Origin of the sequence: Cognatiluteimonas sedimenti, assembly GCF_022808325.1 — a bacterium.
GTDB lineage: Bacteria > Pseudomonadota > Gammaproteobacteria > Xanthomonadales > Xanthomonadaceae > Cognatiluteimonas > Cognatiluteimonas sedimenti.
On sequence record NZ_JALGCL010000003.1, the window covers coordinates 93876 to 120404 of the forward strand.

29 protein-coding genes are annotated in these 26529 nt (G+C 72.1%); 5 read left to right on the forward strand and 24 right to left on the reverse strand.

What is annotated here, in order from left to right; genetic code table 11:
- Positions 1-538: 538 nt before the first annotated feature.
- The 5 genes from MQC88_RS09650 to MQC88_RS09670 all read right to left on the reverse strand — a co-directional run bounded on the left by MQC88_RS09650 (position 539) and on the right by MQC88_RS09670 (position 3857).
- Positions 539-1582: an NAD(P)H-dependent glycerol-3-phosphate dehydrogenase gene (locus MQC88_RS09650; RefSeq protein WP_243321464.1), complete on the reverse strand. Its 1044-nt coding sequence runs from the start codon at positions 1580-1582 to the stop codon at positions 539-541.
- Between the two features lie 12 nt (positions 1583-1594).
- Positions 1595-2110: a protein-export chaperone SecB gene (gene secB / locus MQC88_RS09655; RefSeq protein ID WP_243321465.1), complete on the reverse strand. Its 516-nt coding sequence runs from the start codon at positions 2108-2110 to the stop codon at positions 1595-1597.
- Between the two features lie 218 nt (positions 2111-2328).
- The gene (locus tag MQC88_RS09660) at positions 2329-2763 is read right to left on the reverse strand and encodes a rhodanese-like domain-containing protein (RefSeq protein ID WP_243321468.1); all 435 of its coding nucleotides are present in this window, start codon (positions 2761-2763) and stop codon (positions 2329-2331) included.
- A 90-nt stretch (positions 2764-2853) separates the two neighbouring features.
- A complete protein-coding gene (locus tag MQC88_RS09665) occupies positions 2854-3285 on the reverse strand; it encodes a hypothetical protein (RefSeq protein ID WP_243321470.1) in 432 nt (143 codons plus the stop codon).
- Positions 3286-3395: 110 nt separating this feature from the next.
- Entirely contained in the window at positions 3396-3857 is a 462-nt protein-coding gene (locus MQC88_RS09670) for a YiiD C-terminal domain-containing protein (protein ID WP_243321472.1), read from the reverse strand.
- Positions 3858-3934: 77 nt separating this feature from the next.
- Here MQC88_RS09670 and MQC88_RS09675 point away from each other — a divergent pair, with 77 nt between their 5' ends.
- From MQC88_RS09675 to MQC88_RS09685, 3 genes are all read left to right on the forward strand, one after another.
- Positions 3935-4699 (forward strand): uroporphyrinogen-III synthase, encoded by a 765-nt coding sequence (locus tag MQC88_RS09675; RefSeq protein ID WP_243321474.1) that lies wholly within the window; start codon positions 3935-3937, stop codon positions 4697-4699.
- A 30-nt stretch (positions 4700-4729) separates the two neighbouring features.
- A complete protein-coding gene (locus MQC88_RS09680; RefSeq protein ID WP_243321476.1) occupies positions 4730-5707 on the forward strand; it encodes a hypothetical protein in 978 nt (325 codons plus the stop codon).
- A 118-nt stretch (positions 5708-5825) separates the two neighbouring features.
- Entirely contained in the window at positions 5826-7076 is a 1251-nt protein-coding gene (locus MQC88_RS09685; protein WP_243321478.1) for a heme biosynthesis protein HemY, read from the forward strand.
- Positions 7077-7095: 19 nt separating this feature from the next.
- Here MQC88_RS09685 and MQC88_RS09690 read toward each other — a convergent pair whose 3' ends face one another.
- Complete coding sequence (locus MQC88_RS09690; protein ID WP_243321480.1) at positions 7096-8373, reverse strand: acetyl-CoA C-acetyltransferase; 1278 nt, start codon at positions 8371-8373, stop codon at positions 7096-7098.
- Positions 8374-8454: 81 nt separating this feature from the next.
- Here MQC88_RS09690 and MQC88_RS09695 point away from each other — a divergent pair, with 81 nt between their 5' ends.
- Positions 8455-9351 (forward strand): hypothetical protein, encoded by an 897-nt coding sequence (locus MQC88_RS09695; protein ID WP_243321481.1) that lies wholly within the window; start codon positions 8455-8457, stop codon positions 9349-9351.
- A gap of 4 nt (positions 9352-9355) precedes the next feature.
- On the opposite strand, the gene MQC88_RS09700 is transcribed toward MQC88_RS09695, so the two are convergent.
- The 6 genes from MQC88_RS09700 to glnA all read right to left on the reverse strand — a co-directional run bounded on the left by MQC88_RS09700 (position 9356) and on the right by glnA (position 15427).
- Positions 9356-9844: a GNAT family N-acetyltransferase gene (locus tag MQC88_RS09700; RefSeq protein WP_243321484.1), complete on the reverse strand. Its 489-nt coding sequence runs from the start codon at positions 9842-9844 to the stop codon at positions 9356-9358.
- A gap of 42 nt (positions 9845-9886) precedes the next feature.
- A complete protein-coding gene (locus MQC88_RS09705) occupies positions 9887-10444 on the reverse strand; it encodes a superoxide dismutase family protein (protein ID WP_243321486.1) in 558 nt (185 codons plus the stop codon).
- Positions 10445-10511: 67 nt separating this feature from the next.
- Positions 10512-11933: a nitrogen regulation protein NR(I) gene (gene ntrC / locus MQC88_RS09710; RefSeq protein WP_243321488.1), complete on the reverse strand. Its 1422-nt coding sequence runs from the start codon at positions 11931-11933 to the stop codon at positions 10512-10514.
- A 16-nt stretch (positions 11934-11949) separates the two neighbouring features.
- Positions 11950-12993, reverse strand: a complete 1044-nt coding sequence (locus MQC88_RS09715) for a two-component system sensor histidine kinase NtrB (RefSeq protein WP_243321489.1) — start codon at positions 12991-12993, stop codon at positions 11950-11952.
- A 159-nt stretch (positions 12994-13152) separates the two neighbouring features.
- Positions 13153-13890 carry an N-acetylmuramoyl-L-alanine amidase gene (locus tag MQC88_RS09720; RefSeq protein WP_243321491.1) on the reverse strand — a complete coding sequence of 246 codons (738 nt, stop codon included), beginning with the start codon at positions 13888-13890 and terminating at the stop codon, positions 13153-13155.
- A 127-nt stretch (positions 13891-14017) separates the two neighbouring features.
- Positions 14018-15427 carry a type I glutamate--ammonia ligase gene (gene glnA, locus MQC88_RS09725; protein ID WP_243321493.1) on the reverse strand — a complete coding sequence of 470 codons (1410 nt, stop codon included), beginning with the start codon at positions 15425-15427 and terminating at the stop codon, positions 14018-14020.
- Positions 15428-15689: 262 nt separating this feature from the next.
- Here glnA and MQC88_RS09730 point away from each other — a divergent pair, with 262 nt between their 5' ends.
- Entirely contained in the window at positions 15690-16520 is an 831-nt protein-coding gene (locus MQC88_RS09730) for an undecaprenyl-diphosphate phosphatase (RefSeq protein WP_243321494.1), read from the forward strand.
- 32 nt (positions 16521-16552) lie between these two features.
- On the opposite strand, the gene MQC88_RS09735 is transcribed toward MQC88_RS09730, so the two are convergent.
- The 12 genes from MQC88_RS09735 to MQC88_RS09790 form a co-directional block, all read right to left on the reverse strand.
- Entirely contained in the window at positions 16553-17164 is a 612-nt protein-coding gene (locus tag MQC88_RS09735; protein ID WP_243321496.1) for a YbhB/YbcL family Raf kinase inhibitor-like protein, read from the reverse strand.
- Between the two features lie 50 nt (positions 17165-17214).
- Positions 17215-18216: a YheT family hydrolase gene (locus MQC88_RS09740; RefSeq protein ID WP_243321904.1), complete on the reverse strand. Its 1002-nt coding sequence runs from the start codon at positions 18214-18216 to the stop codon at positions 17215-17217.
- 31 nt (positions 18217-18247) lie between these two features.
- Positions 18248-19006, reverse strand: coding sequence for a lysophospholipid acyltransferase family protein (locus MQC88_RS09745; RefSeq protein ID WP_243321498.1), 759 nt, complete (start codon positions 19004-19006; stop codon positions 18248-18250).
- 173 nt (positions 19007-19179) lie between these two features.
- Complete coding sequence (locus MQC88_RS09750) at positions 19180-19794, reverse strand: YkvA family protein (protein WP_243321500.1); 615 nt, start codon at positions 19792-19794, stop codon at positions 19180-19182.
- 215 nt (positions 19795-20009) lie between these two features.
- Positions 20010-20456: a hotdog fold thioesterase gene (locus MQC88_RS09755; RefSeq protein ID WP_243321502.1), complete on the reverse strand. Its 447-nt coding sequence runs from the start codon at positions 20454-20456 to the stop codon at positions 20010-20012.
- A 161-nt stretch (positions 20457-20617) separates the two neighbouring features.
- On the reverse strand, positions 20618-20812 hold the full coding sequence (locus MQC88_RS09760; protein WP_243321505.1) for a hypothetical protein: 195 nt from the start codon (positions 20810-20812) through the stop codon (positions 20618-20620).
- Between the two features lie 199 nt (positions 20813-21011).
- The gene (locus tag MQC88_RS09765) at positions 21012-22937 is read right to left on the reverse strand and encodes a phospholipase D-like domain-containing protein (protein WP_243321507.1); all 1926 of its coding nucleotides are present in this window, start codon (positions 22935-22937) and stop codon (positions 21012-21014) included.
- Positions 22934-23515 (reverse strand): YceI family protein, encoded by a 582-nt coding sequence (locus MQC88_RS09770; RefSeq protein ID WP_243321509.1) that lies wholly within the window; start codon positions 23513-23515, stop codon positions 22934-22936. Before MQC88_RS09770 ends, MQC88_RS09765 begins: the two co-directional genes overlap by 4 nt.
- The gene (locus MQC88_RS09775; protein ID WP_243321510.1) at positions 23512-23988 is read right to left on the reverse strand and encodes a SixA phosphatase family protein; all 477 of its coding nucleotides are present in this window, start codon (positions 23986-23988) and stop codon (positions 23512-23514) included. Before MQC88_RS09775 ends, MQC88_RS09770 begins: the two co-directional genes overlap by 4 nt.
- Positions 23989-24099: 111 nt before the next feature.
- Positions 24100-24732 (reverse strand): ParA family protein, encoded by a 633-nt coding sequence (locus MQC88_RS09780; protein WP_243321513.1) that lies wholly within the window; start codon positions 24730-24732, stop codon positions 24100-24102.
- A 59-nt stretch (positions 24733-24791) separates the two neighbouring features.
- The gene (locus MQC88_RS09785; RefSeq protein WP_243321516.1) at positions 24792-25610 is read right to left on the reverse strand and encodes a metallophosphoesterase family protein; all 819 of its coding nucleotides are present in this window, start codon (positions 25608-25610) and stop codon (positions 24792-24794) included.
- Positions 25610-26512, reverse strand: coding sequence for a diacylglycerol/lipid kinase family protein (locus MQC88_RS09790; protein WP_243321517.1), 903 nt, complete (start codon positions 26510-26512; stop codon positions 25610-25612). Before MQC88_RS09790 ends, MQC88_RS09785 begins: the two co-directional genes overlap by 1 nt.
- Positions 26513-26529 lie beyond the last annotated feature (17 nt).

The following is a 26529-nucleotide window of genomic DNA, read 5'->3' on the forward strand; positions in this document are numbered from 1 at the left end:
GGAATCCAGCGCAAGCCCCGACGAAGGGCAAGATCGCGAACGCTCCCTCCCCTTGGCTTTCGCGATCGGACCCGGCCGGCAACGGCCGGGTTTTTTTGTGGTCCTGCTCCCGGCAGCAGGAGGGATGGGCCGGGTCGCACACCTGGTCGCGACCTGATGGGTCCGGCGCGACCACCAGCGCTTCGCGGCGAATGTCCCCCGGCCTCCGCCTGCGGCGGCGGCCTCCTCCTTGATTTCGCCGCGAAGCGCTGGCGGCCGCACCGGACATCGCCGGCCGGGCTCGACAAAAGCTGAGCACGGCTCCGCGCCCTTGCGGCGAGCGCGGTCGCGACGTCGGGTGCGCAGGGGCATGGATCCGAAATCAAGGAGGAGGCGACGGCCAGCGGCCGGCGCCGGGGGATATTCGCATCCAGGCGCCTGCGTGCCCGGCGTCGCGACCAGCCGACGGCTCCTCGATTGGAGGAAGAACCGTTTTCGGGGACATCACGACCGTGGCAGTCAAAGCGCGGTTCGAAAGCAAGCGCCCATGCGCGCGCAATTACCGGAACAGGTCTGCCGGGTATTCCGCCTTCTGCTCGCGCGCCAGCAGGCGCTGCAGCGCTTCGGCGGGCGTGATGTCTCCGTGCAGGACGTCACGGACGTTGTGCGCGATCGGCAACTCCAGGCCGTGGCGCTCGGCCAGGCGCATCACCTCGTCGGCGGTCTGCACCGATTCGACCACCTGGCCGATCTCGCGCACCGCGTCGTCCAGCGACTGTCCACGCCCGAGCGCCAGGCCCAGGCGACGGTTGCGCGACAGGTCGCCGGTACAGGTCAGCACCAGGTCGCCGAGCCCGGCCAGCCCCATCAGCGTTTCCGGGCGGCCACCGATCGCCGCGTTGAGCCGCAGCATTTCGTTGAGGCCGCGGGTGATCAGGCCCGTGCGCGCGTTGAGGCCCAGGCCCATGCCATCGGCCGCGCCGGTGGCGACTGCGAGCACGTTCTTCATCGCCCCGCCGAGTTCAGCGCCGCGCATGTCGTCGCCGGTATAGGCGCGGAAATTCGGGCCGTGGAGGACACCGGCTACCTGCTGCACGAAGCCGTCGTCGTCGCCATGCACGGTCAACGCCGTCGGCAGGCCCTGCGCGACTTCCCTGGCGAACGACGGCCCGGTGACCACCGCCAGCGGCACGCCGGGGCCCAGCGTGTCGGCGGCCACTTCATGCAGGAATCGCCCGGAACCGGGTTCGAAACCCTTGGTCGCCCAGGCCACGCCCGCGTGCGAGGGGCGCAACGGCGCCAGCGCGTGCAGCGTCTGCGTAAAGGCATGCGACGGCACCACCACCAGCACCAGGTCGGCGTCGCGCAGGGCATCGGCCAGGGCGGTGGTCGCGCGCAACGTGTCCGGCAGGACGATGCCCGGCAGGTAGTGCGGATTCTCGTGGCCCCGGTCGATCGCGGCGACGACGTCGGCATCGCGGCCCCACAGCACGGCGGCATGGCCGTGCCGGGCGATCAGCGCAGCCAGCGCGGTGCCCCAGGAGCCCGCGCCGAGGACGGCGACCTTCAAAGCCGCCAGCGCGACGGACGCTTGCGCCGACATCTGCGCGGCGACTCAGGCGTTGCCGGCGGTTTCCGCGTCGGCGAGCCCGTCGCCGGACTGCGCCTGCTGCGCGCGCTGGCGCAGGCTTTCGGCATACAGCGATTCGAAATTGATCGGCTGCAGCAGGAACGGCGGGAAGCCACCGGCGCTGATCAGGTCGCCGATGCTCTGGCGCGCATAGGGATACAGCGCGTTCGGGCAGTGGGTGCCGAGCATCGCGTCCAGGGTCTGCTCGTCGAAGCCGGCCAGGCCGAACACGCCGGCCTGCTGCACTTCGGCCAGGTACGCGGTCTTCTCGCCGATGGTGCAGGTCAGGGTGACGCCGAGCACCACTTCGAAGGCGTTGTCCGACAGCCGCTGCACCTTCTGGCTGAGGTTCATCTGCAGCTGCGGCTGGCCCTGCTCGTTGAACACCTGGGGCGCGCCCGGGGCTTCGAAGGACACGTCCTTGAGGTAGATCTTCTCGACCGTGAACATCGGGCCGGTGTCGGCAGCGGCGGCGCCGTTGAGGGTGTCTTGCTCGGACATCGTGGAACTCCAGCGCGAAGGCGGAAAAGAAGTCGATTATCGCACGGCGCCCCGCGATGTTCGCCCGCCGTCAGCGCCAGCACGCGCCGCGGCGGGTCCTGCAACCCGTGGCTTCAGCGCCCCTTGGCCAGCGGCAGGCCCGCCTGCTGCCGCGCCACGCGACAGCCGGCCGCCGTGCCATCGCAACGCGCCGCGGCGCGCCACCGAGCCATCCGACCTCAGCGGCCCTTGGCGAGCGGCAGGCCTGCCTGCTGCCAGGCGCCGATGCCGCCATCGAGCACGTAGACCTGCTCGAAACCGGCCTTGCGCAGCCGCCTGGCGGCGCCACCCGCGGTCTGCCCGGTCTTGCACACCAGCACCACCGGCAGCGCCCGCGCCACGGCGAGCTGCTTGTTCTCGGGATCGAACTGGCTCAACTGCACGTTCTTGGCGCCGGGGATGTGGCCCTTGCCGAAATCGGCGGCCGGGCGCAGGTCCACCACCAGGGCGTTGTCGCGATTGACCAGGGCGGTCAGCCCGGCCGGCTGCAGGCCCTTGTAGCCACGGAACAGGCCCGAGAGTTCGTTGAAGACCAGGGCAACGGTCAGCCCGGCCAGGCCCAGCGACAGGTAGGGATGGCGGCCGGCGAAGGCGATCAGTTCGGGGAGGGTCAACGGGATGCTCGGATGGCGCGGGGCGGCGATTGTCGCCCGCCAGCCTGCGGGAGGCAAAAACGGCTGCGCGAGCGCGGCCTCACTGCGTGCTCATTGCCCTTCCCACAGGTCCGGCAAGCCGACCGTCAGCCACCACACCTTGCCCTCGGCGTCGTAACGCCAGCGCTCGGTGTAGCGGGCCTGGCGCTCGACCAGGGTATTGCGGTTGATCACGCCGATGCCGATTTCGCGGATGGCGTTGGTCTGCGTCACCTGGGCGCCCAGGTCGTGGTAGCCGGAGATCTGCACCTGCTTGTAGCGCTCGAATTCCAGGTCGGTCATCGGGTGCGCCTTGCGGTATTCCGGGTCGACCATGTTCCAGGCGCCCTCGAAGTCGCCCCAGCGGATCGCGGCGGAATATGCGTACTGCGCCTGCTGCAGCGCGCTGGTCTGGTCGACCTTGGCGGTGCCGCAGGCCGCCAGCCCCAGCAGCAGCGACAGCAGCATTCCCACGTTCCGCATCTGCACCTTCAGCATCCGCATCACCTGCACTCCCGCCGCGAAGCCAGCGGGCATCCTAACCCGGGCGCAGCCATGCCATCGGCGTCACGCGCGTTCCTGGCGGGCTCATCTGCCGGGCTCATCTACCGGGCTCATTCAACGCCGGCGATCGCCACGAAGCGGGCGCGGCCTTCCGCGGCGATGCCGCCGTCGGGCAGGCGCACGCAGGCCTGCAGCTGGAGGCTGGCGCGGCCGTGTTCGCGCAGCGCGGCGGCGGCCGCGTCCCAGGACTGGCCCTCGTCGAGCCGGGCTTCGGCGACCAGGTCGGCGTACAGCGGCGCGCGGTAGCGCACGCTGCTGTCGGCGACGTACACCTCCGCCGCCAAGCCGGCGCGTTGCAGGCGCAGGGTGACCAGGCCCCAGCCGGCCAGCGTCATCAACGAACCCAGGCTGCCGCCGAAGGCACAGCCCTTGTCATTGAGGTGCGCCGCCAGTGGCGCCTGCAGGCGCAGGCAGTCGTCATCGAAGCTGGCGATGCGCAGCTGCAGCGCGGCCACCGGCGGCATCGCCTGGTAATGGGCATGGAGTGCTTGCAGGGCGGGATCGGATGGCATGCGGGCCGCTGGCAGTGGGAGGCGAGGCAGCGGCGATCCCGCATGCCGCGGCGCTGGCGCTATGCCAAGCTGGCGCCATGGCCGAATCGCCGCTCGCCGGATGCTACGTGATCTCGCTGCGCCCGGTCGGCGCGCACGCGGCGTTGCGCCGTGCCGCCGCGGCGCAGGGCGCACGGCTGCTGGCGCTGTCGCCATGGCGGTTGCAGGCGCGCGACGACGCCGCGACCCGCGCCGCGCTGCGCGCTGCCCTGGACGCGCCGCGGGTGCTGTTCACCAGCCCGGCGGCGGTGCGGATCGCGGCGCGGCTGCAGCCGTTGGCGGATGCGCGGATGCGCCAGGCCTTCGCGGTCGGCGCCGGCACCGCGGCCGCGGCGCGGCGCGCCGGGATCGCGGAGGTGACGGCGCCGGCGCGCATGGACAGCGAAGGCCTGCTGGCCTTGCCAGGGCTGCAGGCGCTGGCGGGCAGCGCGGTGGGCCTGGTCACCGCGCCTGGCGGCCGCGGCGAGATCGGCCCCGAACTGCAACGACGTGGCGCCCAGGTGTTGCGCGCCGATGTCTACGAACGCGTGGCAATCACCCCTTCGCCGCGCGCGCTGGCCACCCTGCGCACGCTCGCCGCGCCGGCGTGGCTGGCCCTGAGCAGCGGCGCCGCACTGGAGGCGTTGCTGGCGGCGTTGCCGGCCGACGCCGTCGCGGCGCTGCATCGCGCCCGGGTCGTGGCCGCCAGCGCACGCCTGGCGCAACTGGCACGCGAACGCGGCTTCACCGCGGCCGTCGTCGCCGCCAGCGCGCGTCAGCGCGACCTGGTGGCCGCGGCCGTGGCCGCGGCCCGCATCCGTTAGCATGGCCGCCTTCCCGCTCCTCCCACCGCCGTGACCGACGCCGTCGCCGCCGCCCCACCCGCCCCACGCCGCCGCGGCCGCGCCGTGCCCTGGCTGTTCGCGCTGGCGTTGCTGGCCGTGCTCGGCTGGCGCGGCTGGCATGCCTGGCAGGCGCGACAGGCGCGGTCCGCGGCCGAGGCCCACGACGCGGCCGAGCAGTGGCGCGCGCTCGACGCGCGCATCGACGCGCTGCGCCGCGATCAGCGCGCGCAGGCGCAACGCATCGCCCGGGCCGACGCCAACAACCGTGTGCTGCGCGACGAGGTACTCGGGCTTGGCCAGCGCGCGGCACTGCTGCAGGACAGCGTCGACAAGCTCGCCGACCCGGCGCGACGCGGCGTGCAGGCGCTGCGCCTGGATGAAGTGGAAATGCTGCTCGCAATCGGAAGCCAGCGCCTGCAACTGGCCGGCGACCTGGATGGTGCACGCCGCGCCTATGCCCTGGCCGCCGGCGTGCTCGACGGCATCGATGATCCGGCCTGGCTCGACCTGCGCCAGGCGCTGGTGCAGGAGCGCGCCGCGCTGGATGCGCTCGGCGCCGATCCGAAGGCGATCGCGCTGGCACGGCTGGAAGCCTTCACGGCGACCCTGGCGCCACCGTCGGCGTTGCCGCGCGACAGCCAGGATCCCGCGCTGCCCTGGTGGCGGCGCGCCTTCGCCCGGATCGTCGAGGTGCGGCCGTCGCAGCGCGACGTCGCGGTCGCGCCCGCCGATCGCGCCGCCGGTTACGCGGCGCTGCAACTGGAATTGACGCTGGCGCGCGGCGCCGGCGAGCGCCGCGACGACGCTGCCTGGCGCAGCGCGCTGGCACGCGCCGACGGCTGGCTGCCACGGCTGTGGCCACTGTCGCCGGGATTGCGGCGCCAGCGCGCGCAACTGGCGGCCTTGCGGGCGCTGCCGCTGCAACTGGCGCTGCCCACGCTCGGCAGCACCCTGCAACAACTGCAAGCGATGCGCGCCGCGCGCTGAGCGGCGTTCAGCGGTTCGTCAGCGTGCAGACGTGCCGCCGACACGCGCGCGGCTAGGCTGCCGGCACATGGATCGAGGTCCGGGGTGGATGCCGGGCCGTCATTACGAGGATCGCGCGATGAGCCTGTTCCGCAACCTGCTGTTCTGGATCGTGCTGGCGTTGGTTGGCGCGCTGTTGGCGCAACTGCTGCTGGCCGATCCCGGCTACGTGCTGGTGCGATTCCGCGGCAGCGACTACACCACCACGGTCGCGGCCGGATTGCTGATCCTGCTGGCGATCCTGGTCGGCGCCTGGCTGTTGTGGAAGCTGTTGTCGCTGCCGTTCCGCAGCTGGCGCATGCATCGCGACCGCCGCGACCGCGCGCGCCTGGGCGATGGCCTGGCCGCGCTGCACCTGGGCCATTACGCGCGCGCCGAGAAGCTGCTGGCACAGGCCGGCGGCGACGGCGACATCGGCGCCAGCGCCCGCCTGGCCGCTGCGCGTGCCGCCGCCGCGCGCGGCGACGTCGTCGCCGCGCGTGCGCAACTGGAGGCGCTGGGCGAACGCCATGCCGGCGCGCGCGCGATCGCCAGCGCCGAACTCGCGCTCGACGAGCAGCGCCCGACCGATGCACTGGTCGCGCTCGATGCCCCCGCGGCGCAACCGCTTCCGCCACGCGGCCTGGCGCTGCGCGCGCAGGCGTTGGCCGCGACCGGCCAGGCGGCCCAGGCGTACGGCCTGCTCGGGGCATTGCGCCAGCAGCAGGCATTGCCGGCCGCGCGCCTGGACGACCTGCAGGAGCAGTGGGCCGAAGCCGCATTGCGCCAGGCCGGCGACGCGAACGTCCTCGCCGAGCGCTGGGAAGCGCTGCCCAAGCCATTGCGCAGCGAACCGGGCGTGGTCGATGCCTATGCACAACGCGCCGCCGCGTTGCGCTGGGACGAGGCGGCGACGAAGTCGCTGGAACAGGCGCTGGATGCGCGCTGGGACGAAACCCTCGCCGACCGCTACGGCAGCCTGCCGGTCGGCCGCCTCGAGGCGCGCCGCGCCAACGCCGAGCGCTGGCTGCAGGCTCACCCCGCCAGTCCGGCGCTGCTGCTGACGCTGGCACGGCTGGCGCGCGCGCAGGGCCAATGGCCGCAGGCGGAGAACTACCTGCACCGCGCGATCGCGCAAGGTGCCGGCAGCGATGCCTGGGAAGAGCTCGGCGATGGTTTCGCCGAGCACGGCGAGGACGCGTTGGCGCGGCAGGGTTACGCCAACGCCCTGCGCGCCGCGCGCGGCGAAGCGCCGGTGGCCTTGCCGATGCGCGACCTGCGCCAGCAGATCCAGGACCAGGCCGCGATCGAGGAGCGCGACCAGCACGGCGTGCCGCGCCTGCGCGGCTGACGCGGCGCGCGCCGCGCCCTCAGCGTTCCAGGATCGCGACCACGCCCATCCCGCCGGCGGTGCAGATCGACACCAGGCAGCGGCCGCCGCCACGCTGCTGCAGCTGCTTGGCGGCGGTGGCGACGATGCGTGCGCCGGTGGCGGCGAACGGATGCCCGGTCGCCAGCGAGGACCCATTGAGGTTGATGCGGGCCGGGTCGATCCGGCCCAGCGGCGCATCCAGGCCCAGCCGGGTGCGGCAGTATTCCTCGCTCTCCCAGGCCCGCAACGTGCACAGCACCTGCGCGGCGAAGGCCTCGTGGATCTCGTACAGGTCGAAGTCCTGCAGCGCCAGTCCGTTGCGCGCCAGCATCTCCGGCACCGCGACGGTAGGCGCCATCAGCAGGCCCTCGCCATGGACGAAGTCGACCGCGGCCACCTGCGCGTCGCGGATGTGGCACAGCACTTCGTGCCCGTGCGCGGCCGCCCAGTCGTCGGAGGCGATCAGGCATGCCGCGGCGCCGTCGGTCAGCGGCGTGGAATTGCCGGCGGTCAGCGTGCCGTGGCCCGAAGTCTTGTCGAACGCCGGCTTGAGCGTCGCCAGTTTTTCCAGCGACGTGTCGGGGCGCAGGTTGTTGTCGCGCGCCACGCCGCGGAAGCTGACCACCAGGTCGTCGAAGAAGCCGCGCTCGTAGGCGGCGGCCAGCTTGTGGTGCGATCCGACCGCCCACTCGTCCTGCGAATCGCGCGAGATCGACCATTGCCGCGCCATGTCTTCGCAGTGGTCACCCATCGACTTGCCGGTTCGCGGTTCCGCCACGCCCGGGAATTCCGGCCTGAGTTCGCGCAAATGGAAACCCTTGAACGCCGCGAGCTTGTCCTTGAACGCCTTGCCGCGCGCGGCCTGCAGCAAGCGTCGCCGCAACTGCTGGCCATACACGATCGGCACGTCCGAGGTGGTGTCGCTGCCGCCGCCGATCCCGGCCTCGATCTGGCCGGTGGCGATCTTGTTGCCGATGGTGATGATCGAATCCAGCGAGGTGCCGCAAGCGCGTTGCAGGGTGATGCCCGGGGTCAGCGGCGACAGCCCCGACGACAGCGTCGCCTCGCGCCCGAGGTTCCAGTCCGAGGGGTGCTTGATCACCGCGCCCATCGCCACTTCGCCGAGCTGCTGCCCATGCAGGCCGAACTTCTCGACCAGCGCACCGAGCGTGCGCACCGACATGCCGAGGTTGCCGACGTCGGCGTAAGCCGTGTTCTGGCGGCAGAACGGGATGCGGACGCCACCGAGGACGGCGACGGGTCGGCCTTGCAGCATCGCTACCTCGCGCGGCCCGCTTTGCGGCGCGGGCATAATGCGAAGCAGTGTAAACCCGCACGCGTGGACGGCCAATCACGAATGAGCGCGATCGATTCCCGGGGCAACCACGCCGCCGCCGCCACCCGGGTGCTCGGCGCACTGGCGCTGGAACTGGTGCCCGGCAGCACCGCAGCGCGCGACCGGCTTGCGCAGGCGCAGGCCGGCACGCTGGCCGAAGGCATCGCGCGCGACCTCGCCGGCCTCGCGCCGCAGGCCGCGCAGCTGGACCTGGTGCTGGTCGGCGCGCATTACGACGCGGTCGAGCTGCTGCGCCCGGGCTGGCCGCTGCAGCGAGAACTTGCGCAGCTCGCCGCGCGCGCACCGGGCGCGGGGGCGGGCGGCGGCGGCCGCGTCATCGCCTTCGGCGCGCACGATGGCCAGCTGCCCGGCACGCTGGCCCCTGCCGAAGAGTTCGCCGGCGGACCGTTGCGGGTGCTGCCGTTCGTGCTGGTCGGCGATCAGGCTGTCGCCGGCGCGGTGGCAGAAGCGTTCGAGCGCGAGCTGATGGAACGCGGCATGGCCGGCGCCGGCACCTCGCTGCTGGTGCAGGAACTGTTCGGGTTGCGGGTCGAACATGCGCACTACCTCACCGTGCACGACCTCGCCGCGATGGTCGCGCTGCAGTACGAACACGCCGGGCTGGCTGCGCTGTGGCCGCTGATCGAAACCGCGCTGCTGGCGCCGGGCGCGGAGCAATGGCTGGACGCACCGCCGGAACCGCTGCTGCATTACGCCGACGGCGAGGCGCGGATCGCGATGTTCTCGCCGGCCGCATGGCGCGAGCGCTACGGCGAAGGCGACAACGACGGCGAGCGGCTGGAACGCCGCTACGCCCGGTTCCAGGCCCGCGAGCGCCAGTTCGCAGCGGTGCTCGGCGCGCACGGCGTGCCGGTGACGTTCGTGCACTGCGGCAGCGAGGCGGCGCCGGACGTCTAGCCGGCTAGCGGAATTCCTGCTCGTACATCGCGTAGCCGGCGTCCTGCATGCCGAGCGCGGCATAGGTGCGCTGCGCCGCGGCGTTGGCCTTTTCGACGTACAGCCGCAGCCCGACCACGCCCGGCGTCGCCCGCGCCTGCGCCTCGACGTGCCGGTACAGCGCGGCGAACACGCCCTGGCGGCGATGCGCGGGCGCCACGTACACGCTCTGGATCCACCACCAGTCGCCGTTGCGCCAGTCGCTCCATTCGCGCGTCAGCATCAGCGTGCCGGTGGCGATGCCCACGGTCTCGTGCCCGGCCAGCGCTGCATCGTGCATGGCGACGAAGTACCGCGCCCGGCCGGGGTCGGCGAGGCCGGCGCCGACGCCGGCGCGCACCGTGTGCGCGTCCAGGCGCTTGTGCTCGGTTTCCCACGCCATCGCCTGCGCCCACTGCGCGAGCAGTTCGAGGTCGGCGGCGACGGCGTCGCGGATGCGCGGGGGCTGTGACATCGCGGCATCGTACCCGCCAATCCGCCGGCCGGCAGCGGCGGCTCAGTCGACGATCGTGATCACGCCGCAGGCGATGCGCGCGCCGGCGTTGCCGGCCGGTTGCGAGGTGTAGTCGTCGGGCGCGGCATGGACCACGATCGCGCGCCCGGCGACGTCGTTGCTGCCGCCACCGCCCAGCGCGATCCCGACGACGTGGGTGTTGACGTGGGCGACGCCGCTGGCGTCGGCGACGATGTTGTCGATGTCGCCGGCGTGGTGCGGCGGGATATCGGCGCGGCCGTGCGCGCTGGCGGTCGGGTTGAAGTGGCCGCCGGCGCTGGACGCGTCCGCGGCGCTGCAGTCGCCCTTTTCGTGGATGTGGAAGCCGTGGGTGCTGCCCGGGGCCAGGCCGCCGATCTCGCCGGCGACATGCACGCCGCTGCCCATCGCCATCAACTGCAGCTTGCCGCTGACCAGGCTGCCGGACGCGGCGGCGAGGTTGGCGACCGCGTTGTGCGCGGTGCCCGGGGCCGGTGGCGCAGGGGGCGCTGGCGGTGGCGTGGTGCCACATGCGGTGACCATGCCGATGGCGGTGCAGGCGGCAATCATGGCGATGCGCATCACGGCTCTCCTTGGGTCGATGAATCCGGCACGGTAGCGGCGCAAGGGTTCGCGAAAAGTGAACGGGTCAACGCCGCTTGCGCTGCCTGCCCAGGCGCCGGGTCAGGGTGTTGCGGCCCAGCCCGAGCCGGGCCGCGGCCTCGCCGCGATGGCCGCCGGTGTGCGCCAGCGCGGCATCGAACAGCACCTGTTCCAGGCGCGCGCGGGCGTCGGCGTGGAGGTCGGCGGCGCCGCCGGCCAGGCGCGCGCGCGCCCAGTCGGCAAGCGCGCTTTCCCAGTCGCCGGCGGCGCGCGGCGCGGCGGCCGTGCCCAGCATGCCGTCGAGGTCCGCGGCGACGATGATGTCGTCCGGCGCCAGCGCCGCCAGCCGCCAGCACAGGTTTTCCAGCTCGCGCACGTTGCCGGGCCAGTCGTGGGCCCGCAGCCGCTCGAGCGCGGGCTTGGCGAAGCGCTTGGGCGGCGCGCGGAACCTGCGCGCGGCCACGGCGAGGAAGCGTTCGGCCAGCCGCGGTACGTCGTCGCGGCGCTCGCGCAACGGCGGCAGTTGCAGCCGCACCACGTCGAGGCGATGCAGCAGGTCGGCGCGGAAGCGGCCTTCGGCGACCAGCGTTTCCAGGCGCTGGTGGGTGGCGGCGATCACGCGCACGTCGACCCGGATCAGTTCGCGGCCGCCGACGCGGAAGAACTCGCCTTCCGCCAGCACCCGCAGCAGCCGCGTCTGCAGCGGCAATGGCATGTCGCCGATCTCGTCGAGGAACAGGGTGCCGCCGTCTGCCTGCTCGAAGCGGCCGACATGGCGGCGGGCGGCGCCGGTGAAGGCACCGGCCTCATGCCCGAACAGCTCCGATTCCAGCAGTTCGGCCGGGATCGCCGCGGTGTTGAGCGCGATGAACGGCTTTTGCGCGCGCGGCGATTCGCGATGCAACGCGCGCGCGACCAGCTCCTTGCCGGTGCCGGTTTCACCGGTGACGAGCACCGACAGCGGCGCCTGCGCCAGCCGCCCGATGCTGCGGAACAGGGTGCGCATCGCCGGGGTATCGCCGACCAGCGCGTCGGCGCTGGCGGCGGCTGGCGATGAGGCGTCGGCCGCGGCGCCGGCATCTGCCGGGTCGATGCCCGGCTGCGCGGCCGGCAGCGCACGCTGCGCCAGCGCGACCGCGTCGTCGAGGTCGAACGGCTTGGACAGGAATTCCCGGGCGCCGCCACGGAACGCGCCGGCGGTACTGGCGATGTCGGTATACGCCGACATCACGATCACCGGCAGCTGCGGATGCGCGGCCTTGAGCCGCTGCAGCAGCACCAGGCCGTCGTCGCCGGGCATGCGCACGTCGGTGAACAGCAGCGCCGGCGGCGCGCGCAGGCGCAAGGCGTCGAGCACCGCCGGCGCCGACTCGAACTCCTCGACCACGTGCCCGGCCTCGCGCAACGCGGTCGCCAGCACGAATCGCACCGCGCGGTCGTCGTCGACCACCCAGATCCGCGCGCTCATGGCCTGGCCCCGTGCATCACGTTGCACCTTCTTCGGGGATCGGCAACGGCAGCAGCAGGGTGAACACCGTGTGGCCGGGCCGCGACCGGTACGCCAGCGAACCCCGGTGCTCGCGCGCGACCTGCTGCGCCAGCGCCAGCCCCAGGCCGGTGCCTTCGGCGCGGCCGCTGACCAGCGGCAGGAACACCTGTTCGGCCAGCGCCTCGGGCACGCCGCGGCCGTCGTCGGCGATTTCCAGCCGCAACGCCAGCGGATGCACGTGGTCGGCGATGCGCGCGCCGTGTTCGGCGCGCGTGCGCAGGGTGACGATGGTCGCGCCGGCTTCGATCGCGTTGCGCACCAGGTTCCAGGTCGCCTGCACCAGGCGGTCGGGGTCGCCGGTCAACTCGGGCAGGCTGGGGTCGTAGTCGCGCACCAGCTTCACCGCCCAGCCGGCATCGGATTCGGCCAGCCGCAGCACGCGCTCGAGCACGGCGTGGATGTTGAGCGGCGCATGCGGCTGCGGCGGCACCGGCGTCAGCAGGCGGTCGAGCAGCTGGGTCAGGCGTTCGACCTCCGAGCCGATCAGCCCGGTGAGCTCGCGCAATTGCGCATCGTCCACGCGCCGCGACAGCAGTTGCGCCGCGCCCTTGAGTCCCGCCAGCGGATTGCGCAGCTCGTGCGCCAGGCCGCGGAGCGCCGCCGACAGCGCCGACGGCAGCGCCGCGACCGGATCCTCGCCGGGGAATTCGTCCACCGGATTCGCCTCCAGCAGCCAGCCCCCCGCCTCCAGTGCCCCCAGCCAGACATCGGCAAAGCGCGGCGCGCCGCCGGGGAAGGCCAGCGGCAAGCGCCGCAGCCGCACCGGCTCCTGCGGCGCCGCGCCGTCCAGCACGCGCGCCAGGCCATCGCCCTCGACCTCCAGCGCCACCAGCGGCACGGCCTGCAGCCGCCGCGCCGCCACCCCCAGCCAGCGCGCGAACGCCGGGTTGCAGCCGACCACCATGCCGTCCGCCCCCGCCCATGCCAGCGGGGTGGCGAGGTCGTCCAGGGCGGGCGTGGGCAAGGCTGCGGCGGGCATTGCACCATCTTAGTGCAGCGGCAGGCCCGGCGCAGTCGCGCCGATCCGCGTGCCGGCGCGCCAGGCCAGCGAGTCCGGGGGCATGCGGGAAGGCCGGCGTTTCCCCTGCGCCGGAAGCGGCCGCTCGCGCCATGGGCCGGTGCCTGGCGCGTCAGCGCGTCAGCGCGTCAGCGCGTACAGGATTCGCGCATCCTGCGCATCGAGCACTTCGCCCTCGTCGCCGCGGAAATGGCGATGGAAGGCGCGCACGCTGGCGGCGTGGCCGGGGCTGTCGTCCTGGTCCAGCGGGTAGCCGAGCAGGCGCAGTGCCAGCCATGGATCGAAACCGGGAGGCGGCTCGGACAGCGGGCCCCTTGGCCACGCGCCGAAGCCCGCGTCGGCCAGCTGTTTCCAGGGGAAGCGGAAACCCGGATCGCGCTTGCGCGTCGGCGCGAAGTCGGCGTGGCCGATCACCTGCGTGCGCGGGATGCGGAGCCGCGTGCACAGGTCGTCGAGCAGGCGGACCAGGGCGTCGATCTGCGCCGGTGCGAAATCCGATTCGCCGTCGTTGTCGAGCTCGATCCCGATCGACGCGTCGTTGACGTCGGTGATCGTGCCCCAGCGCCCGGGCCCCGCGTGCCAGGCGCGCTGGTCGTCTGCGACCAGCTGGTAGAGGTCGCCGTCGCGGCCGACCAGGTAATGCGCGCTCACCGGGCCGCCGCTGTTGCCGGTGCGCAGCGTGTCCAGGCTCTCGGCGACCGAATCCTGCTCGGTGGCGTGGATCACGATCAGGTTCGGCCGCCGCGGCTCGAAGTTCGGCGACGGCACCCAGCGCGCCATCGGGTTGTGTGGCGGCGCGTGTGCGCACGCGGCGAGCGCGGACAGCATCAGCAGGATGATGGCGGAGCGGCAACGCATGCCGGCATTGCAACCGCGAAGGCGCGCGATTGCAAGCCGCTGCCGGAAACGCACGCGGCCCGGGAGTTCCGGGCCGCGTGCATGCGCCCTGGTTGCCGGCCGCACGGCCGCCGGCAATGCGTCCGCCTCAGATCGCGTAGTACATCTGGTACTCGAGCGGGTGGGTCGCCGCGCGGAACGCGGTGACTTCCTTCATCTTCAGGCCGATGTAGGCGTCGATGAAGTCGTCGGTGAAAACGCCGCCGGCCTTGAGGAAGTCGCGGTCCTTGTCCAGTGCTTCCAGCGCCTGGTCGAGCGACGCGCACACGGTCGGGATGTTCTTCTCTTCCTCCGGCGGCAGGTCGTACAGGTCCTTGTCCGAAGGCGCACCCGGGTCGATCTGGTTCCGGATGCCGTCCAGCCCGGCCATCATCAGCGCGGCGAAGATCAGGTAGCCCGAGTTCATCGGGTCGGGGAAGCGGATCTCGATGCGGCGCGCCTTGGGGTTGGCCACGTACGGGATGCGGCACGACGCCGAGCGGTTGGATGCCGAGTACGCCAGCATCACCGGCGCCTCGAAGCCCGGCACCAGGCGCTTGTACGAGTTGGTCGTCGAATTGGTGAAGGCGTTGATCGCGCGCGCGTGCTTGAAGATGCCGCCGATGTACCACAGCGCCATCTGCGACAGGCCGCCGTAGCCGTCGCCGGTGAACAGGTTGGTGCCGCCCTTGGCCAGCGACTGGTGCACGTGCATGCCGCTGCCGTTGTCGCCGACGATGGGCTTGGGCATGAAAGTCGCGGTCTTGCCGTTGCGGAAGGCGACGTTCTTGATGATGTACTTCATCGTCAGCAGTTCGTCGGCCTTCTGCACCAGCGTGTTGAAGCGGGTGCCGATCTCGCACTGGCCCGCGTTCGCGACTTCATGGTGGTGCACCTCGACCTCGATGCCGACCTGTTCCAGGGTCTTGCACATCTCCGCGCGCAGGTCGTGCAGCGAATCCAGCGGCGCGACCGGGAAATAGCCGCCCTTGATGCCCGGCCGATAACCGCTGTTGCCGCCGGCATATTCCTTGGCCGAGTTCCAGTGCGCCTCTTCCGAATCGATGTGGAAGAAGGTGTGGCCCATGTCGTTGCCATAGCGCACCGAATCGAAGATGAAGAACTCCGGTTCCGGGCCGAAGAACGCCTGCTCGGCGATGCCGCTGGACTTCAGGAACGCCTCGGCGCGCTTGGCGATGCCGCGCGGGTCGCGCGAGTAAGCCTGCATCGTGGTCGGGTCGAGGATGTCGCAGGTCAACACCAGGGTCGGGTCGGCGGTGAACGGGTCCAGGAACGCGGTCGCCGGATCCGGCAGCAGCACCATGTCCGATTGGTGGATGCCGCGCCAGCCGGAGATGCTGGAGCCGTCGAACATCTTGCCGTCCTCGAACAGCGAGGCGTCGATGATCGACTTGGGGAAGGTGACGTGGTGCTGCACGCCGCGCATGTCGGCGAAGCGCAGGTCGACGAACTCGACCTTGTGGTCACGGATCAGCTTTTCGACGTTTTCCAGCGACATGGCGGGTTTCCTCGGGACGCAGGCGGAAGGGCAAGGGGACGGGCAACGCTGCCTTGTACGCAAGGCACGTGCCAAGGGGCGACGGCACGCAAGTCATTGAATCAACGGGTTGCAGCCCTCGCCGCCGAGTCGGCTTCGCACCACGTGGGTGCGGACGCCAGTGTAAAGCACCACCCTGGTGCATTCTCCGCTTCCGTTATGCTGCGCCTCGCTGCGGCCCGTGCCTGCCGCGTTCCCCGCCCGTCCTTTCCCAGCGGCCGCCATGACCGATTTCCTCGCTGCCCTGCTGCTCGGCATCATCGAAGGCATCACCGAGTTCCTGCCGATCTCCAGCACCGGCCACCTGCTGGTCGCCGAACGCTGGCTGGGGCATCGCAGCGACCTGTTCAACATCGCGATCCAGGCCGGGGCGATCCTGGCAGTGGTGCTGATCTACCGCGACCGGCTGTGGCAGCTGCTGCAGTCCTTCCTGCGTCCGGCCGGCGCAGCGACCGTGTTCGGGCAGGCGCCCCGCGATTACGCGTACAAGCTGGCGACCGCCTTCGGCGTCACCGCGGTGCTCGGCCTGGGGGTCAAGAAGCTCGGCTGGGAGCTGGACGATGCGGTGGCGCCGATCGCCTGGGCGCTGATCCTGGGCGGCGCCTGGATGCTGCTCGCCGAGCACTTCGCCGCCCGGCATGCGGCGCGGCTGGGCGAACGCAGCACGATCACCTGGACGGTGGCGGTCCTGGTCGGCGTGGCCCAGGTACTGGCGGGGGTGTTCCCCGGCACCTCGCGCTCGGCCGCGACGATCTTCGCGGCGCTGCTGCTGGGGGTGACCAACCGCGCCGCGGCGACCGAGTTCGCGTTCCTGGTGGGGATCCCGACGATGTTCGCGGCCACCGCCTACGAGCTGCTCGAGCTGTACCGCGACGGCGGCATCGCCGGCGAGGACTGGGGCATGCTGGCGGTCGCATTCACTGCTTCGGCCGTGACCGCCTTCGCCGCGGTGAAGTGGCTCCTGCATTACATCCAGAGCCACCGCTTCACGGTGTTCGCGCTCTACCGCTTCGTGCTGGGCGCGGCGTTGCTGCTGCTGGTGCCGGCCGGCTAGGTTCGGCCCCCGGCCGCAGCGCGCGCCGGCGCCTACGCCGCGGCGCGCGGGTGCAGCGTGTAGGTGCCGTGGACGGCGGCCTCTGCGAGCACGTGCCCGTGCATGGCCCGGAACACGTCGCCGGCGCTGAACTTCGCCGGCAGGTCCAGCCCGGCCACGTCCAGCGCGAACAGGCGGAAGAAGTAACGGTGCGTGCGCAGGTCGTGCGCCGGCGGGTACGGGCCGTCGTAGCCGAAATAATCCCCGCCCATGTCGGCATCGCCGGCGAACCAGCCGGTGTAGTCGTTGAATCCGCGGATGCCGCCGGCATCGTGGCCCGCCGGCTTTCCGCGCTTGCTGACGCCGTCGCTGCAGCTGCCGGCGGCGATCTCGCGCACCTGCGCGGGGATGCCCGCCACCGCCCAGTGCACGAACTCGCCGCGCGGGTGCTCGACCGGGATCGGGGTGGAGGCATCCGCCACCAGCGCGCCGTCGGTGGGCGCGTCGGTGTCGATGCACAGCAGCGCGAACGAGCGCGTTCCGGGCGGCACTTCCTCCCACGCCAGGTGCGGGTTGCAGTTGCCTCCGAAGCCGTCGGCCGCGCCGAGCGCGAATCGCGCCGGGATGGCGCCGCGGTGTTCGAAACTGTCGCTGCGGATGCGCATCGGGACCTCCTTGCCAGGCGGCGCCATTGTAGGCGTGCGCCGGTGGCGTTTCAGTCGCCGGGCGGCGCCAGCCGGTCCGCGACCCAGGCCTCGGCGAAGCCGTCCATGCGCGCACCGAGCAGGAAGCCGCAGTGGCCGCCCTGCGCGGCGATTTCCAGGCGCGCGACGGCCGGCAGCGACAGCGCATGGAATTCCTGCAGCGGGATCACCGGGTCGTCGGCCGCCATCAGGATGTCGGCGGGCACCTGCAGCGGCGCCAGCCGGTCGCCGGCGATCGCGTAGCCGTCGAAGTAGTTGTCCAGCGTGCCGAAATCGGTATGCCGCTGCACCAGCCAGCGGGTCAGTTCGCGCATGCCCAGGTGCAGGGTGCGGTCGTCGAAGTCGTGCGTGCCGGGGAACAGCGCGCGCTTGCGCAGCAGCGACTGCCGCCACTTGCGTTCGAAGTAGCGCTCATAGACGTGCCAGCCGCGTTCCATGTTGGCCATGGTCCTGGCCGGGTCCAGCACCGGGCAGACCGCGGCCACCCGCGCCAGCGGCAGGCCCGCGGCCGGCGCCCGCAGCGCAAGCCGCAGCGCGAAGTTGCCGCCCAGCGAATAGCCCGCCGCCACCAGCGGCCGCCGTGGCCCGGCGTCGGGCCAGAAGCGCCGCGCGATGTCGCCGGCGCCGTGCACCACCTCGTCGATGCGATTGGAATGGAACAGCGCCTCGTTGAGGTGGTGGGTGTTGCCGTGGTCGCGGAAGTTGAGCCGGAAGGTGGCGAAGCCGCGCCGCAGGAACTGGGCCGCGGTCAGGCGCATGTAGCTGGATTCGGCGCTGCCTTCCCAGCCATGCAGCAGCAACGCCAGCCCGCGCGGCTCGACCCCGGGCACCGCGCTGTACAGGCCGTGCAGGCGCACCCCGTCGCCGCCGTCGACCAGGTGTTCGCTGGTGGCCGCACCGGCCTCAGCCAGTGCTTCGACGCCGCGCCGCCGCCGCCACGGGTTGGAGCCCAGCATCGTTTGCAGGTGGCCGTTGCGCAGCCACCAGGGCGGGTGGTAATCGGCGGCGCTCAGCATCGCGGGCGTGTCGACAGCGAGGCCGGCGTCATTGCGCCATCGCCGCGACGATGCGTTCGCGCGCCAGCTCGGCGATGCGGCGCCGGCCCTGCGCGTCGCCCGGCGCGATCGGCGCCAGGAACCGCACGTCCGCGATCCGCGCCGGTTCACCGAGCAGGCGCAGGAAATTGCCGAGGAAACCTTCGCCGGGCTGGAACGCCACCCGGGTCTGCGCCTGGCCGTGCTCGCCGTAGCGCAGCGCCACCGGCTGCACCGGCGCGCCGGCCTCGACCGCGGCCAGGAAGATGCGGGCGTGGAACGGCCCGATCTCGCGGCCATCGCGGGTGCGGCCCTCGGGGAACACCCCGACCGAGTGGCCGCCGCGCAACCGCGCGAGCATGGCGTGCAGCACGCCACCCAGCGATTCGGTGTTGCCACGCTCGTGGAAGATGGTCTCGGCGCGCGACGCCATCCACCCGACCAGCGGCCAGCCGGCGATCTCGCGCTTGGCGACGAAACCCATCATCCGCTGGCTGTGCAGGACCACGATGTCGACCCAGCTGACGTGGTTGGCGACGAACACGGTCGCGCCCGCCAGCGGCGTGCCGCTGCGGCGCAGGCGGAAGCCGAACACCCGCACCAGCCCCGCCGACCAGGCCTGGATCAGGCGGTGGTCCAGCCGCTCGCCGCCCATCCGGATCCCGCCGGTCAGGGGGTTCAGCAGCACCAGCACCAGTGGCAGGTCGACCAGCACGTGCCACAGCAGCAGCGGCAACCGGTAGCCGTAACGCAGCCAGCGCACGCTCAAGCCTTCCGCATCGGGGCACGGCCATTGGCGCGCGGGCGCGGCGCGGTCATGCGGTCACTGCGCGGCTGGTGGCGACTGATGGGAGCAGGATGCATCCGGGCACGATAGCCGAAGCCCGCGCAGGCGGGCACTTGCGGGCCGGCACCGTCGAGGCGGCGCCGGCCTGGGGCGACTCAGGTGAACTTGAACATGCCCGGGCGCCAGGTACGCACGTAGCTGCCCTGCCTGGAGCCGTAGCCGCTGCTGCTGCCGTAGCCCACGCCCATGTCGCGGTCGCGGCGCTGGTGCATGCGTTCGACCAGCTCCTCGCGGCGCCCTTCCAGCCACTCGGCGCGGCCGACCTTGTCCGCCTCCAGCCCGCGGCGCTGCGCCTGCTGCTGGCGGAAATCGCAGAAGTCGTCGTAGGCGTCGATCTCGTGCTTGAGCTCGCGCACCGACAGTTCGATCATGATCGCGTCGTCGAGGAAGCCCAGCACCGCGACGTTGTCGGGGATCACGTCGTTGGGATCGCAGAAGTACACCAGCGCCGACAGCACCCGCTCGCGATCCGCCTCCGGCAACGCCCAGGCCTCGTCGCGCACCATCGCGATCATGTCGTCCAGGCGCAGCAGGCGCTGCAGGATGAAATCGGGGATCTGCACCTTCTGCGCGTCCTCCAGCAACTTGGCGGCGCACTCGATGATTTCCTGCGCGGACTTGTTGCCGGCCGCCTTTTTCGCCGAGGTCATCGCCGCGTGGAAATGCTCCAGGTCACGGTCGTTGAGTTCGAAGTTCAGCGAAATCGACATGTCGGGTCCGGTTCGAGGGGGGAAGGGAAGACGCGCAGACTAGGGCGACAGTCGCCAGCGCGTCAATCAAGGACGAACGTGGAAGGCCCGCGGTTGCGGCCGGCCCGGCACGACGCCGGCATGCGGTTGCCTCCGTGCGCTGCATGATTCGGCTTGCGGCGGGAAGTCCGCCTGCGCGGCGGCGCCGGCATTGGCGGCCCCCGCGTGCGGCGCCATCAGCGCGCGCGCAGCGGAACCACCGCCAGGGTCAGGCGCGAGATGCAGGCCAGGCGGCCCTGGGCGTCCTCGATGCGGATCTCCCAGACCTGCGTGCTGCGGCCGACATGCAGCGGCCGCGCGGTGCCGGTGACCTGCCCGCTGCGCACGCCGGCCAAGTGGTTGGCGTTGATTTCGATGCCGACCACGCCCTGGTCCTCGTTCACGCAGAGTCCGCCGGCCGTGCTGCCGAGGGTTTCGGCCAGCAGCACCGAGGCGCCGCCATGCAGCAGGCCGTAGGGCTGGCGGGTGCGCTCGTCGACCGGCATGGTCGCACGCAGGAAATCGGGGCCAATTTCGGTGAACTCGATGCCCAGCGGCTGCATCGCGGTGCCCTGCGAGAGCGCGTTGAGCCCGGCCACGGTGGCTTCACGACGAAACGGGGCACGCGGCGGGGAGGCGGTCATGCCGCCACGATAACGCGCGTCGCCGGCCGGATGGGATCCGGTGGCCGACGGCGGTCACGACCCAATGCCGCAACCGCCGCCGACAACCGCGGGCGTGGGGAGGCGCCCGAAACCCTTGCGATCGTCCCGCCCCGGCGCGCGGATCGAGGTGCCGGCGCGTTTCAGGCGCAGCGGAAATGTGGCTGGCCGTTCCAGTCGCGGGCGTAGCGGCGCTCGCTGGCGTAGCCGCTGCTATTGCCGTAGCCCACGCCGAGGTCGCGCTGGCGATAGACGGCACGGCGGGCCGGGCTGGCCGGCTGCGGCCGGGGGGCCGCCGGGTGCCGGGAATAGGTGACGCTGCGCAGGGGGGTGGTCATGGCGGCCTCCTTGGAAGCCTTGGTGAATTGGTGTGCTGGTAATCTACAACACCATTCACACCCTGCCATGGGCCATTGGTCACCCCACTGAAGGCATCCCGGGACTAGGTTGCGCGCCCGGCGCGTGGCGTTCCGAACCCACTCCCTGCCGCGACCTGGCAGGCCCGGCGAAACCCTTTGCCGCCGCCGCAAGCCCGGTTCAGAGGATCGGGGCCAGTCCCGCGCCGAAAGCCGTGAAGATCCGCGTCAGCAGCGACTTCAGGCCCAGGTCCACTTCGGGGAAGTCGCCGACCGGCCGGTAGCAGTCGCGGAAGCGCGGATCGAACGGCGACAGCGTCCGCGGGCACTGGGGCCCGGGCACGAACTCGTAGCTGGTGGCGTAGCGCACCGGCCACAGGTCGAAGATCGGCATGCGCTCGGAAACCTTGGCCAGCGTGTATTCCAGCCCGGAGAACAGCGGCGGGTCCGGGCGCCGGGCGATGGTCCAGGCGTTGTCCGGCGCGATGTCGCGGCGGATGCTCTCCGCCAGCGCGCGCGCGAACGCGGGATCGTCCACCACCACCGCGCCCTCGGTGTTGTAGCGATCGCCACGGGGATCGAAGTTGTGGGTGCCGACCACGCCGACGCGTTCGTCGACCACCAGCGACTTGGCGTGCAGGCCGATGCGTACCCCGGCGCGCGCCAGCGGCACGCGCTCGTTGGCGCTGCGGCGGGCGTAGCGCAGCGCCGCGTATTCGGCCTGCAACGGCCGCCGGTAGCGCTGCGCATGCGCGCCGGAACCGTTGCGCGCGGCCAGCAGCCGTTCGCGCGCCTGCGCCAGTTCCTCGTCGCTGGGCACCGGCGGCAACGTTGCCCCGGTGGCGGCCAGGTCGATCGGCGCGTCGGCCGGGAACGGCTTGAACTCGTGGATCTCGAAACCGAAGTCGCGCAGGTAGCGGCGCTTGTACTTGTACGACAGCGCGTAGGTGATGAACGAGTCGGTCGAGGCCAGCGAATTGGTGGAGACGATCACCCGCGGCGGCTGCGGGCGCTGGCGCAGGGCGCGGAACATGTCCTGCGCCGGCCGCGACAGCACCAGGTAGGGCGTCTGCAGCAACACCTCGTCGTGCGCCGACTCGATCAGCGCGCGCAGTTCGGTCGACGCCGGCGCCGGCCGTTCGTTGTCGGCCCGGTGCTTCTGCGGCAGGTCGGCGATGTAGGCGACGGCGGCCACGGGCAGGGCGGCGGCGGCGAGCGCGGCGATCCGCGTGCCGGCGTCGACATCGCGCGAGACCTGCGCCACGCGTCGCGGATGCTCGAACGGCGCGTCGGCCAGCGCCGGCACGCCACTGGCCAGCAGGCGGCCGCCGACGTCGCGCAGCTGCGACGGCGGCACGCTGCGGCGGTCGTCCCAGAACGCCTGGAAGTTGGCCGCCATCTCGCGCGCCACCGGCCCCGCGACCAGCACGTCGCGATCGCGGAAATTGTATTGGTCGTCCCAGTCGTAATAGTCGTCCTGGTAGTTGCGCCCGCCGCTGATGCCGACCGCGCCATCCACCAGCAGCAGCTTGCTGTGCATGCGCTGGTTGAGCCTGCGCCAGCAGCAGGCGGCGGCCAGCAGGTATTGCGGATAGCTCAGCCGCGCGCGCCCCAGCACCGGGTTGTAGATGCGCAGGTCGAAACCGGCCTGCGCGCCGGCGAGCGCCGCCAGCGTATCCACCCGCTTGAGCGCCGACAGCTGGTCGACCAGCACCCGTACCCTGACCCCGCGCCGCGCCGCGGCCAGCAGTTCGTCGAGGAACAGGTGGCCGGCGTCGTCCTCGTCGAAGATGTAGGTCTGCAGGTCGATCGAACTGGTGGCGCTGCGGATCAGGTCGATCCGCGCCAGCAGCGCGTCCTGGCCGTGGTCCAGGATCAGGGCGTAGTGGCGTGGCGCAGCCGGCGTGCTGCTGGCGAAGGCGCGCGCACCGAGCTGGTGCAGCGGCGACGGCCGCGCGCAGGCATCGGCACGCTCGCACCCGGCCTGCGGCGCGCGCGCCGACAACGCGATCGCCTGGCTGCGCGTGCGTTGCGCCGGCGACAGCGTGGTGCAGGCGACGGCGGACAACGCCAGCAACAGCGCCAGCGCGCGCAGCATGCGGTTCATGCGCCCGCGCCCCCGCGCACGCGCATCCGCAACGAGAAGCCGACGTCCGCCGACACGGCGAACTTCCAGCGGTCCATGCCGTAGTCGCCGCGGTGGATGGTGCCGGTGGCGACCACGTCGCAATCCCGGCCCGGCAGCGCGCAACCCGCCGGCGCGATCTCGAACACCTCGCGCCGGTGCACGCCGCGGATGCGCAGCGTGCCGGCCAGTGCGCCGCCATGCTGCAACAGCGCGGGCGCGTAGGCATCGGACAGGAATTCGACCTGCGGCCAGTGGTCGGCATCGAAGAAGCCGCCGCCGCGGGTGAAGCGGGTATAGCCCGGATGGCCCACGATCTCGACGTCGCGGGTCGACAGCAGCAGCCGCACCTGGTGGCGGCCGTCGGGCAATTCCTCGACTTCGCCGTGGACGGTCGGGAAGCGCCCCTCCAGCACCTGCCCCCAGCGCGTGGTCAGGCTGAAGCCCACCCGCGAGGCGACACCGTCGATCTGCGTCGCCTGCGCCAGCGTGGCGACGGCCAGCAACGCCGCGCCCAGCAGCCAGGCGCCCCGGCTCCGGAGGCGACCCGGTTGGCTCACGGCCACCAGAAGGCGGAGAGGGTCGCGACGCCGGGCTCGATCGCCGCGTCCGCGGGCAGGGTCAACACCGCGATGCCGCCCGGCGGCATGCCGCGATAATCGCCGGACTGGCCGCTGTGCATCAGCGCGGCCAGGTGCTCGAGCCCGGGGTTGTGGCCGACCAGCAGCAGCCGCTCGGCGTCGCGATGGCTGTCGGCCAGCGCCGCGAGCGTGCCCGAGGTCGCTTCGTAGATGGCGTCGTCCAGCCGTTGCTCGACGTAGCCGATCGCGCCCAGCACCGCTTCCAGCGTTTCGCGCGTGCGCCGCGCCGGCGAACACAGCACGCAGTCCGGGACCAGTCCACGCTCGGCAAGCCAGCGCCCGGCGGCTTCGGCCTCGGCCAGGCCTTCGGGCGACAACGGCCGGTCCAGGTCGGCCTGGCCGGTGCTGGCCGGTTCGGCATGGGCGTGGCGCAGCAGGATCAGCTCTCTCATGCCGGTGCTCTCGATGGGTGTGCGTGCGCGTGCGCGCGGATGCCGCCAGCGTAGCCGAGCGCGCGGGAGTTGGCGTGAGCGCCGAAGACGGCGGCGACGACCGCGATCAGCTCACTTCTTCAGCCAGCGCAGCAGCGGTTGCCAGTCGTCCTGGTGTTCGCGCACCTGGGCGGAGTGGTAGTCGAACAGGCTCTTGCCCAGGCCGACCAGCACCGAATACGCCTGGCTGTCGCGCAACTGCGCCACCACCGGATAGGGCCATTGCCGCCACAACTCCAGCGCCTGCTGCGAGGCGTTGGTCCAGGGCCGCAGCTTGTTGCCCACCAGCCCGACCGGCAGCTGGCCGCGACGCACCCGCGCCAGCTTGGCAAGGCTGTCCAGGAACGGCACGGTGGCTTCGATGTCGAGGGTCGACGGCAGCACCGGCACCAGCACCGCGTCGGCGCGCTCCAGGAACGGCATCAGCTCGTGCGCCATCGCGCCGGCCGCGCCGTCGATCACCACGACCTGGGTGTTCTCCGGCAGTGCGCGCTGCCAGCCGCGCTCGGCCTTGCTGCCGTCCACCGGCAGCACCGCGCTGTCGAGCCCGGCGCGGCGTTCGGCCCAGCGGGTGGAGGAGCGCTGCGGGTCGGCATCGACCAGCACCGTGCGTTTCCCGGACAGCGCGGCCTGGGCCGCGAGGTGGGTGGCGATGGTGGTCTTGCCGGCACCGCCCTTGGAACTGGCCACCAGGATCGTTTTCATCCGCGACTCCGCCGTGAACACGAAGCCCGCAGCCTAACACCGCCCCGGCGGACCATGGCTCAGGCCGGGCGCGCGGCCCAGCCGCTGCCGTGGGCGTAATGGAAATGCTGCTGCGCCAAAGGCAGGAAGGCGCCCCGATCCGCCGCCCAGGCCTGCGTCTCCAGCGCCATGTCGGCCGCGCCGATGCGCAGCACGTTGAAGGCGTTGGCTTCGCCGCGGCCACGGGTCGAGGTCGCGGTGCCGGCCTGGACCACCAATGCGGCGTAGCCGTCGATGTCGTAGCGCGCCGCGGTGTTGGCCGCATGCGAATGGTGCAGGTGCCCGGACAGGAACAGGTCGACGCCGCAGCCGGAAAACGCCTGCATCGCCATCCCTGCGCGGCCGACGAGATCGCCTTCGTCGCCATGGGCGGGGATGTCGAAGGGATGGTGGCTGACCACGATCCGGGTCACCGCCTCCGGCAGGCCGCGGAAGCGGCGCTCGACTTCGGCGACCTGCTCGCGGTTGATGCGCCCACCCTTGAACGTCAGCGAGCGCGCGGTGTTGATGCCGATCACCGCGATCTCCGCGTCCTGGTGGTACGGGAAGTCCTCGCTGCCGATGTAGCGGCGGAACCGCGCCAGCGGCGCCAGGAACCGCCGCAGCACGTCGTACAACGGGACATCGTGGTTGCCGGGCACCACCAGTTGCGGCATCGGCAGCGTGCGCAGGTACGCGGCCGCGGCGCGGAACTGCCGCGCGCGCGCGCGCTGGGTGAGGTCGCCGGACACCACCACGAGGTCCGGCGCGCAGGCGGCGACCGCCTGCGCCAGCGGCGCCAGCAGCACCGGGTCGACGCGGCCGAAATGCAGGTCGGAGAGGTGGACGATGGTGCGCATCAGCCGGCCCCCGGGTCGGGTGCCAGCACCCGCAGCGCGCGCGGCCGTACCGCGAACCGCACCGGCGTCGCCATCGCCTCGACCTCGCCGTCGCGGGCCACGTCCAGCTGCGGCGCGCGCGCCGCGACGGTCAGCGCGCCCGCGCTGAAGGCGTCGAGGTCGCGGGCGCCGGAGCGGCCGCGCAGCAGCGTGCGCAACGCCAGCCACAGCAGCCCGAGGGCGGTGCGCGGGTGCAACACGTACAGCGACAGCGTGCCGTCGTCCAGGCGCGCCCGCTGCCCGGCCGCGGGACCCTGCACGATGTAGTCGTTGTTGCCGACGAACAGGAACGGCGTGGTCCGCCGCAGCTGCCTGCCGTCGACCTCGACCGCGACCTCGAAGGGGTCGGGGTCGCGCAGCGCGGCGAGGGTCGCGCGGCACAGCGCCTGCCACTTGCCGCGCCCGAGTCGGCGCTGCTGCGACTCGCGGTCCAGCACGATGGTGGCGTACAGGCCGATGCTGGCGTTGTTGAGGAACAGCTTGTCGTTGACCGTGCCGACGTCGACCAGGCGGCTGCGGCCTTCGGCGATCACCCGCACGGCGGCGTCGAGCTCGTCGGGGATGCCGAGGTCGCGGGCGAAATGGTTGAGCGTGCCCAGCGGCAGCACGCCCAGCTCCAGGTCGCGCTCGAGCGCGCGCGCGGCAACGGCGTTGACGGTGCCATCGCCACCGGCGGCGACCAGGCAGCCGGCGCCCGCCGCGAGTGCGCGGTCGAGCAGGGCGTCCATGTCGCCGCCCGGCGCCAACTCGTGCACGGTCGCGTGCAGGCCATGCTGGCGGAACACGCCCGGGAGGCTGGAAGGATCCGGGCGTTCGCGGCCTGCGCCCGAGCCCGCGTTGGCGATCACTGCAATCGTGCCCATGGCGCATCCGTGGCAGG